The following is a 13,320-nucleotide window of genomic DNA, read 5'->3' on the forward strand; positions in this document are numbered from 1 at the left end:
AAAATGCCTGAATTACCAGAGGTTGAAGGTGTCGTCCAGGCATTAAAACCTAAAATTGAAGGGCGTACAATTCAGCAGGTTCAACTTTCTGAAATTATTCGTTTTTCCTTTGGAGAGGGGAAGCAATGTATCGTGAAGCAAGCTGAGCCTGATGCATTTGAAATATCCTTGTCTCAAATGACGATTACAAAAGTCGAACGACGTGCGAAATACATCTTTTTCCATTTGCTAAAAGAGGATGTCCCTTACGTGCTTGTTAGTCATTTAGGGATGACGGGTGCATGGTTTGTCGTGAATTCACCTGAGGAAATCAATGAGGCGAAATTTAAAAAGCATATTCATGCTACATTTCAAATGGCAGATGGTGGCTATTTAATTTATTCGGATATACGCCGCTTTGGTGAACTACGTTTTTTAACAAAAATTGAAGATCATGCACCATTAACAAAAATGGCACCAGAACCTTTTGATGAAATAGCATGTGATTATTTTATTGCGAAATCAAAGTTACCGAAATATGAGAAAAAGGCCGTTAAAGATGTAATTATGGATGGGCAGGTTATTTCGGGCTGTGGCAATATTTATGCTACTGAAGCATTATTTGCTCAAAAAATTCATCCGGCCCGCACAATGAACCGCATCAGTGAAAAGCGTAAGCGTGCATTATTCGAAGCAATTGTCGTTATTTTACGGCAAAGCATTGAAGCAGGAGGTTCAACAATTTCAGATTATCGTAATATTAATGGCGAGGCTGGAAGTATGCAGAACCGACTGCAAATGTATGGTAAGAAGATGTGTCTAACGTGTGGTACCGCAACGAGCCAAATGACGATAGGTGGGCGCACATCAGTCTTTTGCCCAAATTGTCAACATTAAAGGGGATTTAACTATGATTATCGGACTAACAGGAAGTATTGCGAGCGGAAAAAGTACAGTAGTAAAAATGATGACAGCACTTGGTTTACCGATTGTCGATGCAGATATTGTTGCACGTGATGTTGTAGAACCAGGAACTGAGACTTTAAAGTTAATAGCTGAAAATTTTGGACAAGATATATTGCTAGAAGACGGCAATTTAAATCGTGCCAAGCTTGGCGATATTATTTTTCACGAACCTGCCAAGCGTAAAATGTTAAATGATATTATGCATCCTGCTATTCGTCAGGAAATGCTACGCCAGCGTGATGCTTATTTAGAGGCTGGAGAAAAACATGTTGTGATGGATATTCCGCTTTTATTTGAAAGTAAGTTACAGCATTTTGTCGAGCGTATTATCGTTGTATCGGTTAGTGAAGATGTACAGCTCCGTCGATTAATGGAGCGTAACAACTTATCGAAGGAAGATGCATTAGCTCGAATACGTTCTCAGTTACCTATGTCAGTCAAAGAAAAAGGTGCACATGCGGTTATTTACAATAATGAAAATCTAGAACAAACAGAGCACCAATTAAAAAAAATCCTGACATATTGGAACGTTATATAATTAATTTAAGAATCTGTAACATCATTCGATGCGTAGCAATGACATATTGCTACGCATTCTTATTGTTGAAAAACTATTGTTTCAATGAAATTAAGGTGTCATATTAAATAAAGTATGGCTCTTTCAATAAAATGAGGGTTGGCTTCCGTTCCGGCTGGGCGCTTCGTCTGACGCTACGCTTTCGCGCAGAGCTTCCTGGGGGCGTCGGGGCAACAGGATGTTGGTCACGAAGGCGTTATCACAGGACGTGATGGTTTTAGCCTTCGTTCCTATATTGCTAATCCTTAAGGAGTCGCCCAGCCTCCACTCCATTCAACCTTTTCGCATAGTGTGTATCTTCAGGCATAGCGCTTTAATTTATAGATATAAAAAGAAACTTCTGTATGTTTTATATGTGAAAGCGAGATAGGCGAGACCCTGCACGGAGCGGATGTTTTCTGTACGAAAGCGTGCTAACGTAGCGGCAGCAAATGTTTTATCTGTGCGAAAGCGAAGCGACAGCAACAACAACAGAGGAGGATGCGGCTCGGCGCTCGCCCACAGGAAAGCGAGTAGCCTGGAACGGAAATCACCCGATTTAAAGTGCCATAACATTAACTATGAGATGCGTAGCAAGAACATTTTGCTATGCATTTTTTGGTGGATTTATACCATAATAAGGACTAATTTAGGCGATTTTATTTTTCAGAAAATAAGAACTTTAATATTATGAATATATAATGTTCATCTTTTTTAAAATTGTGTTATACTAATCACCGTAAAGTATATAATTAATATGAGTACGTACTCACAGGAGGATTTTATAAATGACAGTATCAGTTGCTATTAATGGTTTCGGACGTATCGGACGTATGGTTTTCCGCCAAGCAATCGTGCAAGAAGATTTAAATATCGTTGCAATTAACGCCAGCTATCCAGCTGAAACGTTAGCACATTTGATTAAGTATGACACAAATCACGGAACATTCGAGGGTTCAGTTGAGCCAGCAGGCGATGCTTTAATTGTAAACGGTAAACGTGTTCAAATTATTAGCGAACGTGACCCATTAAAATTACCATGGGCAACAATGGGTGTGGATATCGTTATTGAAGCAACTGGTAAATTTAATGATCGTGAAAAAGCAGCAATGCACTTAGAAGCAGGAGCAAAGAAGGTTATCTTAACAGCACCTGGTAAAAACGAGGACGTAACAATTGTTTTAGGTGTAAATGATGAGAAACTTGATATCGCAAAACATGATGTTATTTCAAATGCTTCTTGTACAACAAACTGCTTAGCACCAGTTGCCAAAGTATTAAATGACACATTTGGTATCGAAAGCGGATTAATGACAACAGTTCACGCTTATACAAATGACCAAAAGAACTTAGACAATCCACATAAAGATTTACGTCGTGCACGTGGTTGCGCACAATCAATCATTCCAACATCTACAGGTGCTGCCAAAGCATTAAAATTAGTGTTACCAGAATTAGAAGGTAAAATCCATGGTATGGCACTTCGTGTTCCAACACCAAACGTATCATTAGTTGACCTAGTAGTTGATTTAAATACAGATGTAACAGTAGATGCTATCAACGCTGCATTTGTGAAGGCTGCTACTGAAGGTCCAATGAAAGGTATCTTAAACTTCTCAGTTGAGCCTCTTGTATCTTCTGATTACAATACAACAACTTACTCTTCTACAGTTGATGGACTTTCTACAATGGTAATGGGTAACCGTAAAGTAAAAGTACTTGCTTGGTACGACAATGAGTGGGGCTATTCTGCACGTGTAGTTGATCTTGTAAAAAAAGTGGCAAAAGCTTTAGAAACAGTTAATGCATAATAATAATTAGAATGAGCACATTGAAATCCCGGTGATTTCAATGTGCTTTTTTTATTTAGAAAGCAGTTTAAATGTAGAATCTATGCTTGTACTTTATCCTTTCAAGGTTTATCATGAGCACACTACGTCAATGCACTTTTCTTACACATAGGAAATTTGTTATAATAGAGATATTAAATTGTTGTGAAATCAGGAGAGTAATTATATGAGATGTCCATCTTGCCAATTTAACGGAACGCGTGTTGTGGATTCGAGGCCAGTTGATGATAATAAAGAAATTCGTAGACGTCGTGAATGTGAGTCATGTGGCTTCCGCTTCACAACGTTTGAAAAAATTGAAGAGACACCTTTAGTTGTAGTGAAAAAAGAAGGTTCACGAGAAGAATTTAGCCGTGAAAAGGTACTTCGTGGACTTATTCGTGCTTGCGAAAAACGTCCTGTTTCTCTTGAAGTGCTTGAAGGATTAGTAATGTCTATTGAAAAAGATCTTCGCCGTATTGGGAATTCTGAAGTCCGATCTGAGGATGTAGGGGAAATGGTAATGGATCGCTTAGCGAAAATCGATGAGGTTGCTTATGTGCGCTTTGCATCGGTTTATCGTCAATTTAAGGATATCAATGTCTTTATTGAAGAAATTAAAGAAATTATCCAACGTCAGACAGAACAGAAATTATAGGGAAAACAGAGAGGGTGAATGGCGTTGATCCATTTGTATAAGGAATTGCAGCCCGCTGATCCTTTTGATATCCGTCTACCTCATGCACTTTCTACGCAGGAACGTCAATTAGTAACGCTTTTTTATCAGCCTTTAATTGGAGCGGAACCAATCAGCCTTTATTTAACACTATGGGCTGAGGCTGAGGAAATGCCTAAGCAACAAATGACACATTATTATTTAATGAATGTACTAGGACTTCCTATTGGTAAAGTATTTGAGGCGCGTATTGCGCTTGAAGCAATTGGTCTGTTACGCACATGGAAAAAAGAAGATGCTGACCAGCGAAGCTTTTTATATGAGCTGATACGTCCACTTGATGCAGATAGCTTTATGAAAGATCCACTGCTCTCGATGTTTTTATTTAGTAAAATTGGTGAGCAAGCATATCGGAAGTTACGTCAGCGTTTTATTCCATCTGCAAGAGATGCAGAATTTAAAGAAGTATCGCGTGCTTTCATAGATGTTTTTAAGCCTGTAAGTACAAAGATTCCAGATGAATTACAAGTTGATGCTAATCGTAAGGATACACAGCAAAAAGTATATCCGTTTTATTTTGACCAGTTTGACTTTGATCTACTACAAGCGGGCTTATCGGAGCAACTAGTACCGGCAAGCCTACTAACATTTGAGGTACGTGAATCAATAGCGAAATTAGCATTTTTATATCGCTTAACTGCACTTGATATGCAAAAAGTAGTGATTCTGGCATTAGATGATGACTTAGGTATTTCATTGGAACGTTTACGTAAGGCCGCTGCAGATTTTTATAAGCTAACGGTATCAAAAGAACCACCAAAGCTTGCTAGAGTGAGTGAGCCATCATCTATAGAGGAATCTGGACAAAAAACAAAGGATCAGGAGCTTCAACAATATTTAGAAACGACTCCCCCAGTGCAAGTACTGCGAGATATCAATAATGGCAAAGAACCTCTACAGACTTCCGTAAAACTTGCTGAGAGTTTAATTGTCCAGCATGGAATGCCAGTAGGCGTTGTTAATGCTCTTTTGGAATATGTAATGCTTACAACTGATATGAAGCTACCTAAGAAATATGTGGAAACGATTGCGGATCATTGGGTACGTAAAAATATTCAGACAGCAAAAGAAGCAATGGAACTAGCACGCCAAGAGCATGATAAGTACACTACGTGGAAAAATAAGCCGCAAACACCGAGGAAAAGTAATCAAAGTGCGAGAGGGCGTTCAGGAAATCAGCGTGAAGAGAAGGTACCTGAATGGTTTTACAAACGTAATGAGCAACAAGAAGAAAACACTTCAAGCACGATTGATTTTGAGCAAGAGCGTCAAAAGATATTGGAGATGTTAGGGAAAAGTGATAAGTAAGGAGGGTGAACGACAATCGAACCAATTAATGGACCATTAAAAAGAGCAGTTAATGTACCATCATTTCAAGAACGATACGAAGCGATGCGTCGAGAAATTTTAGAAAACCCTCGTGTGCAAGAATTTTTAGCAGAGCATGCAGATGAGTTAAGCTATGAATCAATTGAACGTAATTTACCGAAGCTCCATGAGTTTATTAGTCAATCTACAGTATGCTGCGGCTGTGACAATACAGAAAGTTGTACAAACTACTTAAAAGGTTTTTTACCATCTTTACGAGTAGTCCGGGGTACCGTTGAAATTGATTATGTACGATGTGAACAAAAGATGCGTGAGGAGGAACGTCGTGATGTAGCCAATATGATTGCGAGTATGCATATGCCGAAAGATGTGCTACAAGCAACCATTCAAGATTTACTCATTGACGATGAATCTCGTGTCATGATTGCTCAAAAAGCGGCACAATTTGTGAAGGCGACATTGGAGACAGGAAAGCTTCCGGCAAAAGGTTATTATTTATACGGTAAATTCGGTGTAGGGAAATCCTTTGTATTAGGAGCTCTTGCGAATGAATTAGCCGCTATCAAAATTCGTTCTGTAGTCGTTTTCGTGCCTGAATTTTTAAGAGAAATGAAAAATGCAATTGGCGATAATACGTTGAATGAAAAAATAGATTATGTGAAAAAGGCCCCAGTGCTAATGCTCGATGATTTAGGAGCCGAAACAATGACAGCTTGGACTCGAGATGAAATTCTGGGAACTATTTTCCATTACCGCATGGCGGAGCAATTGCCAACGTTCATTACATCTAATTTTAATTATGGTGAGTTGGAGCATCACTTAGCACAGTCGCAAAAAGGTGACATTGAAGTCGTGAAGGCTGGACGTATTATGGAACGTGTCAAAGCCTTGACGGAGCCAATTGAAATGCATGGCAAAAATCGCCGTATGTAAGATTGACTGTTGCATTTTGCGACATTCGAGCGTATACTGTCAGATATACTAAATAACATCTTTAAACGGGTGTCCAAACACCCACTGAAAGATGTTAAAGCCTCCGGCGGATGTCACGGAATCGGAAAGGAGTTCTTTGTGCAAGCACAAAGCCGATTCTGGACGCAATTATGCCGAGGCATAATTGATCAAATGCATTGATGAGGACATGAATTTTGTGTAACGGCTTTTAGAGAGGGAAGTCATTGGCTGTAAGCTTCCTAGTTCGAGCACACTATTTACTACCTGCTGAGCAGCGAAAGGGATAATCTTTCGCCGGTCCCTAGCCCGTTAGCTAGCCTTGAGCTTCGTCTGACTATAAAAGTCGGAAGGAAGAAGGGTGGAACCACGAGCATACGCTTCGTCCCTTTCGTTGGGACGGAGCTTTTTTTATTTCCGTTAAATGGAAAAAAGTGGTGAGATGAATGCGGATATAGTTTCTTTTCAGTAGGTGTTAAAACACCTGCAGAATAAGGATATATTCCGGGGATTCTTGGACTTCAATCATGCATCACAACAAAACAACTATAAGGAGTGCGAAAAAATGTCAGATATGATTAAATTAACTTTCCCAGATGGCGCTGTAAAGGAATTTGCAAAAGGTACATCTACTGATGACGTAGCATTATCAATTAGCCCAGGACTTCGTAAAAAAGCATATGCTGGTAAAGTAAATGGTGTCTTAGTCGATTTAAAAACACCAATTGAAGAGGATGCTACTATCTCAATTATTACTCAGGATGATGAGGAAGCACTAGAAATTTTACGTCACTCTACTGCACACTTAACAGCACAAGCGATTAAACGTTTATTCCCAGATGTTAAACTTGGTATTGGTCCAGTTATTGAAGGTGGTTTCTACTACGATATTGATGCACCAACTCCAATCACTGCTGAAGACCTATCAGCAATTGAAAAAGAAATGAAAAAAATTATCGCTGAAAACCTAGAGATCGAGCGCAAAAATGTTAGCCGTGCAGATGCACAAGCGATCTATCAAGAAATTGGCGATGAATACAAATTAGAATTACTTGAAGCAATCCCAGCTGATGAGCAAGTTTCTATTTACTATCAAGGTGAATTTTTCGACCTTTGCCGTGGTATCCACGCACCATCGACTGGCAAGCTTCGTGAGTTCAAACTTCTTTCATTAGCAGGTGCTTACTGGAGAGGTAACTCAGATAACAAAATGCTACAACGTATTTATGGTACAGCATTCTTTAAAAAGGAAGAATTAAAACATCACCTACAAATGCTTGAAGAAGCAAAAGAACGTGATCACCGTAAAATCGGTAAAGAATTAGAATTATTTACAACTTCTCAAAAAGTTGGTCAAGGTTTACCACTATGGCTACCAAACGGTGCAACAATCCGTCGTGTTATTGAGCGCTATATCGTGGATAAAGAATTATCTCTAGGTTATAAACATGTTTATACACCAGTACTTGGTTCTAAAGAGCTGTACCAAACTTCTGGTCACTGGGATCACTACCAAGATTCTATTTTCCCACCAATGGAAATGGACAATGAAACATTAATTATGCGTCCGATGAACTGTCCTCACCATATGATGGTGTACAAAAACAGCATGCATTCTTATCGTAACCTACCATTACGTATTGCGGAGCTTGGTACAATGCACCGTTACGAAATGTCAGGCGCAGTTTCTGGCTTACAACGTGTACGTGGGATGACTTTAAACGATGCACATATCTTCGTTCGTCCAGACCAAATTAAAGTGGAATTCCAAAAAGTAGTACAGCTAATTTTAGAAGTATACAAAGACTTCGATTTAAGTGATTACTCATTCCGTTTATCTTACCGTGACCCAGCAGATACTGAGAAATACTTCGACGACGATACAATGTGGGAAAAAGCACAAAGTATGTTAAAAGAGGCAATGGATGAGCTTGGCTTAGATTACTTCGAAGCTGAAGGTGAAGCTGCATTCTATGGTCCTAAACTTGACGTACAAGTGAAAACTGCAATTGGTAAAGAAGAAACTTTATCAACAGTTCAACTTGACTTCTTATTACCAGAGCGCTTTGACTTAACTTACGTTGGAGAAGATGGTAAACCACATCGTCCAGTTGTTATTCACCGTGGTGTTGTGTCAACAATGGAACGATTTGTTGCCTTCTTAATCGAAGAATATAAAGGTGCATTCCCAACATGGTTAGCACCAGTACAAGTTGAAGTTATTCCAGTTTCAAACGAAGCACACTTTGATTATGCAAAACAAATTGAAGAGCAATTAACTGCAGCGGGCTTACGTGTTGAGATGGATGACCGTGAAGAAAAACTAGGCTACAAAATCCGTGAAGCACAAATGAAAAAAATCCCGTATATGCTTGTTATCGGAGACAAAGAAGTAGAGGCTGGTGGCGTAAATGTACGTCGTTACGGCTCAAAAGACTCAGAAACAATTAGCTTCCAAGACTTCTTAGCTAACATCAAAGCAGAAATTACAAAATAATTTTAATGATTTTGCCGGTGAATGCGATTAATTAGAATTCGCCGGCAATTTTTTAAGGGTAATCTTAATTTTATTAAAACAATTTTTTTGATTTTATCACCAAATGTTGGGGTGACACTTGTTAAAACAAAGGCCGTTATATAATTGATTGGAGTGGAGGCTGGGCGACTCCTCGGAGATCAGCGATAGAGGAACGAAGGCTAAAATCATCACGTCCTGTGATAACGCCTTCGTGACCAACATCCTTTTGCTCCAAGCGGCTCATCGGACGTCCCCAGTAAGCTTTGCTCTGCGCGAAAGCGAAGCGTCAGCAACAAATGTTTTCTGTAGCGACAGCAACGACAAAGCGCCCAGCCGGAACGGAAATCAACCTCACGTTATGAAGATGAACCATTATAATAGTTTAGATTATAAATTTTTAAGTTACTTTATTAATAATAAGCTAAAAAATATTTGACAGCTTATAAAAGTACATGTTAATATAGTTAAGGTTAATGAATACAAAGTTTGTGGTTGAAGTAGAGGCTGCCCGCTTCTCACCTGATACAACGCTCTTGGGCTGTGAACAGGTATGACACGTTGAATTGTTTTGCGCAGACTTGCGCATGCACATATAGCGGGCGGACATCTTCAAAGTGTCCGTCCTTTTTTTATGGACATGACAAGAGGATGTACCGTTCAACCGGGCAAGGCTTTGCCCAAACCATGTATTCGCGACAACTACTTGGAGGTGGATTACTATTAGCAAAGACATGTATGTAAACGAAGGCATTCGCGCACGTGAACTTCGATTAATCGATCACAATGGTGACCAGCTTGGTGTAAAGACACGTAACGAAGCGCTAGAAATCGCCACTCGTGTAAACTTGGATCTTGTCCTTGTGGCCCCTCAAGCCAAGCCGCCAGTCGCTCGTATCATGGACTATGGTAAATTTAAGTTTGAACAGCAAAAGAAAGACCGTGAAATTCGTAAAAATCAAAAGGTCATCGTAATGAAAGAGGTTCGTCTGAGCCCAACAATCGATGAGCATGATTTCCAAACGAAGCTACGTAATGCGGTTAAATTCCTTGAAAAAGGCGATAAAGTAAAATGTAGCCTACGTTTCAAAGGTCGTGCGATTACACACAAAGACATTGGTCAACGTGTATTAGATCGTTTTGCTGAAGCTTGTGCTGAAGTATCGACGGTTGAACAAAAACCGAAGATGGAAGGCCGAAGCATGTTCTTAGTTCTTCAACCAAAGAACGAGAAATAATATTAGACGAACAGTTTAGGAGGAATTCGACATGCCAAAAATGAAAACTCACCGTGGAGCTGCGAAACGTTTCAAAAAAACGGGTTCAGGTAAATTAAAATATGACCGTGCTTATGGAAGCCACTTATTCGCAAACAAATCTACAAAACAAAAACGTCACCTACGTAAAGCAAACATCGTTTCATCTGGTGACTTCAAACGCATCAAATCATTACTTGTTTACATGAAATAATTTGACTACACAAACAAAATACTAACATTCATTTTTAAATGAAAAGCAGGAGGTAATTCATATGCCACGCGTAAAAGGCGGAACAGTGACGCGCAAGCGTCGTAAAAAGGTTTTAAAATTAGCTAAAGGTTACTATGGTTCAAAACATACATTATACAAAGTTGCAAACCAAGCAGTAATGAAGTCAGGTCAATATGCATACCGTGACCGTCGTCAGAAAAAACGTGATTTCCGTAAATTATGGATCACTCGTATCAACGCAGCTGCACGCATGAACGGTCTTTCATACAGCCGTTTAATGCACGGTTTAAAAGTTGCTGGTATCGAAGTTAACCGTAAAATGTTAGCTGACCTAGCTGTAACTGATGCAGCAGCATTCACTCAATTAGCTGAATCTGCTAAAAAAGCTGTTGCTAAATAATAAAGCAAATTAATGCTTTCGAAGGACTGATGGATTTATCCGTCAGTCTTTTTTGTGTTAGAGTAGTAGTAAATAGAAAATAAAAAGGAGTATTCAATGGGACAAGCATTATTAGCGTATATGGCGATTGTTTCTATAGTCCTGCTAGTTATGATGGGAATGGATAAATCAAAAGCAAAAAAACATGAATGGCGTATTGCAGAACGCACATTATTTACATTAGCAATCGCTGGAGGTGCAGTAGGTGGGGTACTAGGAATGTATTTATTCCGTCATAAAACACGCCATAACAGCTTCGCATTTGGCTTCCCACTGCTAGCAGCTATTCAAATTTTTATCTTAGTACAAATATGGTGATAAATCACAAAAACATTCCGATAAATAAAAACACATCCTCATTCCGAGGATGTGTTGCGCATAAGCTTTTCAATGGGCTGCTTCCAATTTATTTTTGCGCTCGGATAGTTCAAGAGAATTTCTTGCTGTAAGTATTCAAAGTCTCTTTTCGTAAAACCTTGCAGTGTAGCGGCGTCACGGGCGCCAACAAAAATCGTAACAACCTCGAAGGCATCTTTAGTAGTGCCGAGGTATTTTTCACCTTCGAAAAGAGCACCCTTATAAGAGATAAAGAAATTTTTTCGGACATTTTTGACGTCATCATAAAAATAATATTGGCCTTTTTCATAGGCTTCATCAAGTTTTCGCTTAGGATCGGTTATATAACGAATCGCTTTATAAAATACATAGATAATAAGCGCAATAACAGCAAGACGAATAAGTAACGGCAACATATTTATTTCCCCCTTGAAGAAAGGTTATTCCTTCCTATACGATTGTAGAGGGCAATTAGTTTCACTTTTAATAAAAATTTTTATGAAATTTAGGAGAAAAAAATGAATTTACAACAATTGTTTAAAATGCAAAAAGAGCTTGATGATTTCATCGAGAAAACACAAAATATAGAACATGATGTATTTAAAGAAAAAGGTTTAGCTTTAATGGTAGAGCTAGCTGAACTAGCAAATGAGACACGTTGCTTTAAGTTTTGGAGCACAAAGGGAGCATCAGAACGTAATGTGATTTTAGAAGAATATGTGGATTCGATTCATTTTATACTATCACTTGGCTTACTAAAAGGTTATACAGCGATAGAAAAATGGCCCGTGATAGAAGAAAAGAGAAATTTAACAGAGACATTTTTAATGACACAAGACTATATTTTAAGTTTTATTAGTCAACCAACAGAGGATAGATATTTAGCGATCTGGCAATGCTATGGGTTACTTGCGTTTAATCTAGGCTTTTCGTTTGAAGATGTAGTTGCGGCATATATAGAAAAAAATGAAGAAAATTATAATCGTCAACGTTCAGGATATTAAAGTGTAAGAAATACACTAATTTTCTGACGATTAAGCTAGGAATATTTCGGTAAACGAAGTATAATAGAGAAGATACAAGAGTAGTCAGGAGGCAAAAGGATGACACAGCTAGATCCAACATTACAAATGTTTAAAGACTTAACAGATGCGAATGGTATTGCAGGTAATGAACGTGCACCACGCGAGGTCATGAAAAAATACATCGGACCATATGCAGACTTAGTTGAAACAGATAATTTAGGTAGCGTCATTGCAAAAAAAGTTGGGGATGAAAATGGCCCAAAAATCATGGTTGCAGGCCACTTAGATGAAGTAGGCTTCATGGTTACTCAAATCGATGACAAAGGGTTCATCAAATTCCAAACTGTAGGCGGCTGGTGGAGCCAGGTTATGCTTGCACAGCGTGTAACAATTACAACACGTAAAGGCGAAGAAATTATTGGGGTTATTGGTTCAAAGCCACCTCATATTTTACCTGCAGATGTGCGTAACAAAGTAGTAGACATTAAAGATATGTTTATCGATGTTGGTGCAGCTTCAAAAGATGAAGTCCTTGAATGGGGCGTACGTCCTGGCGATATGGTAACACCATATTTCGAATTTAATATCATGAAAAATGAAAAATACTTATTAGCAAAAGCATGGGATAACCGCATTGGCTGTGCAATTGCAATTGATGTTATGAAAGCATTGCAAAATGAAAAGCATCCTAACATCCTTTATTCTGTAGGGAATGTTCAAGAGGAAGTAGGGCTTCGTGGCGCAAAAACTGCTACGCATAAAATCCAACCAGATATTGGCTTTGCTGTCGATGTAGGTGTAGCAGGAGACACACCAGGAGTAACTGCAAAAGAATCAACTAGTAAAATGGGCGCTGGTCCACAAATTGTTGTTTACGATGCATCAATGGTGTCACACCGTGGCTTACGTGAATTCGTATTAGATGTGGCTGATGAGCACAATATCCCATATCAATTCGAAGCAATGGCTGGTGGCGGTACAGACGCTGGTTCTATCCACGTAACTGCAAATGGTATACCTGCACTATCAATCGGTATTGCAACACGCTACATCCACTCACATGCAGGCATTTTACATCGTGATGATTATGACAACGCTGTAAAATTAATGGTGGAAGTTATTAAAAAATTAGACCGTGATGCAGTCAATAAAATTATTTTTGACTAAT

15 protein-coding genes are annotated in these 13,320 nt (G+C 38.9%); 13 read left to right on the top strand and 2 right to left on the bottom strand.

Annotated features, from left to right (window positions below; genetic code table 11):
* Nucleotides 1–3 precede the first annotated feature (3 nt).
* The 7 genes from mutM to thrS all read left to right on the top strand — a co-directional run bounded on the left by mutM (nt 4) and on the right by thrS (nt 8,843).
* The gene (gene mutM / locus ACZ11_RS15925) at nt 4–876 is read left to right on the top strand and encodes a bifunctional DNA-formamidopyrimidine glycosylase/DNA-(apurinic or apyrimidinic site) lyase (RefSeq protein ID WP_049667516.1); all 873 of its coding nucleotides are present in this window, start codon (nt 4–6) and stop codon (nt 874–876) included.
* 13 nt (nt 877–889) lie between these two features.
* Nucleotides 890–1,483 (top strand): dephospho-CoA kinase, encoded by a 594-nt coding sequence (gene coaE / locus ACZ11_RS15930; RefSeq protein WP_049667517.1) that lies wholly within the window; start codon nt 890–892, stop codon nt 1,481–1,483.
* A gap of 806 nt (nt 1,484–2,289) precedes the next feature.
* Nucleotides 2,290–3,312 carry a glyceraldehyde-3-phosphate dehydrogenase gene (locus ACZ11_RS15935; protein WP_049667518.1) on the top strand — a complete coding sequence of 341 codons (1,023 nt, stop codon included), beginning with the start codon at nt 2,290–2,292 and terminating at the stop codon, nt 3,310–3,312.
* A 205-nt stretch (nt 3,313–3,517) separates the two neighbouring features.
* Nucleotides 3,518–3,988: a transcriptional regulator NrdR gene (nrdR, locus tag ACZ11_RS15940; protein WP_049667519.1), complete on the top strand. Its 471-nt coding sequence runs from the start codon at nt 3,518–3,520 to the stop codon at nt 3,986–3,988.
* Between the two features lie 24 nt (nt 3,989–4,012).
* On the top strand, nt 4,013–5,374 hold the full coding sequence (locus tag ACZ11_RS15945) for a replication initiation and membrane attachment family protein (protein ID WP_053093232.1): 1,362 nt from the start codon (nt 4,013–4,015) through the stop codon (nt 5,372–5,374).
* A 24-nt stretch (nt 5,375–5,398) separates the two neighbouring features.
* Nucleotides 5,399–6,328 (top strand): primosomal protein DnaI, encoded by a 930-nt coding sequence (gene dnaI / locus ACZ11_RS15950; protein ID WP_236690898.1) that lies wholly within the window; start codon nt 5,399–5,401, stop codon nt 6,326–6,328.
* Nucleotides 6,329–6,911: 583 nt separating this feature from the next.
* Nucleotides 6,912–8,843, top strand: a complete 1,932-nt coding sequence (gene thrS / locus ACZ11_RS15955; RefSeq protein ID WP_049667522.1) for a threonine--tRNA ligase — start codon at nt 6,912–6,914, stop codon at nt 8,841–8,843.
* 136 nt (nt 8,844–8,979) lie between these two features.
* Here thrS and ACZ11_RS27290 read toward each other — a convergent pair whose 3' ends face one another.
* Nucleotides 8,980–9,108 (bottom strand): hypothetical protein, encoded by a 129-nt coding sequence (locus ACZ11_RS27290; protein WP_269079332.1) that lies wholly within the window; start codon nt 9,106–9,108, stop codon nt 8,980–8,982.
* Nucleotides 9,109–9,595: 487 nt separating this feature from the next.
* On the opposite strand from ACZ11_RS27290, the gene infC reads away from it, so the two are divergent.
* The 4 genes from infC to ACZ11_RS15975 all read left to right on the top strand — a co-directional run bounded on the left by infC (nt 9,596) and on the right by ACZ11_RS15975 (nt 11,109).
* The gene (gene infC / locus ACZ11_RS15960) at nt 9,596–10,099 is read left to right on the top strand and encodes a translation initiation factor IF-3 (protein WP_049667523.1); all 504 of its coding nucleotides are present in this window, start codon (nt 9,596–9,598) and stop codon (nt 10,097–10,099) included.
* A gap of 31 nt (nt 10,100–10,130) precedes the next feature.
* The gene (gene rpmI, locus ACZ11_RS15965; protein ID WP_004226312.1) at nt 10,131–10,331 is read left to right on the top strand and encodes a 50S ribosomal protein L35; all 201 of its coding nucleotides are present in this window, start codon (nt 10,131–10,133) and stop codon (nt 10,329–10,331) included.
* A gap of 61 nt (nt 10,332–10,392) precedes the next feature.
* Nucleotides 10,393–10,752: a 50S ribosomal protein L20 gene (rplT, locus tag ACZ11_RS15970; protein WP_049667524.1), complete on the top strand. Its 360-nt coding sequence runs from the start codon at nt 10,393–10,395 to the stop codon at nt 10,750–10,752.
* A gap of 96 nt (nt 10,753–10,848) precedes the next feature.
* A complete protein-coding gene (locus tag ACZ11_RS15975; RefSeq protein ID WP_049667525.1) occupies nt 10,849–11,109 on the top strand; it encodes a DUF1294 domain-containing protein in 261 nt (86 codons plus the stop codon).
* A gap of 38 nt (nt 11,110–11,147) precedes the next feature.
* Here the strand turns inward: ACZ11_RS15975 and ACZ11_RS15980 are convergent, their stop codons facing one another.
* Nucleotides 11,148–11,543, bottom strand: a complete 396-nt coding sequence (locus ACZ11_RS15980) for a hypothetical protein (RefSeq protein WP_049667526.1) — start codon at nt 11,541–11,543, stop codon at nt 11,148–11,150.
* Between the two features lie 102 nt (nt 11,544–11,645).
* Between ACZ11_RS15980 and ACZ11_RS15985 the strand changes: the two genes are divergently transcribed.
* Both ACZ11_RS15985 and ACZ11_RS15990 read left to right on the top strand, forming a co-directional pair.
* Nucleotides 11,646–12,131 (top strand): dUTP diphosphatase, encoded by a 486-nt coding sequence (locus tag ACZ11_RS15985; protein WP_049667527.1) that lies wholly within the window; start codon nt 11,646–11,648, stop codon nt 12,129–12,131.
* Between the two features lie 99 nt (nt 12,132–12,230).
* Nucleotides 12,231–13,319 (top strand): M42 family metallopeptidase, encoded by a 1,089-nt coding sequence (locus ACZ11_RS15990; RefSeq protein ID WP_049667528.1) that lies wholly within the window; start codon nt 12,231–12,233, stop codon nt 13,317–13,319.
* Nucleotide 13,320 lies beyond the last annotated feature (1 nt).

The sequence above is a fragment of the Lysinibacillus xylanilyticus genome (assembly GCF_001183605.1).
Classification (GTDB): Bacteria; Bacillota; Bacilli; order Bacillales_A; family Planococcaceae; genus Lysinibacillus; species Lysinibacillus xylanilyticus.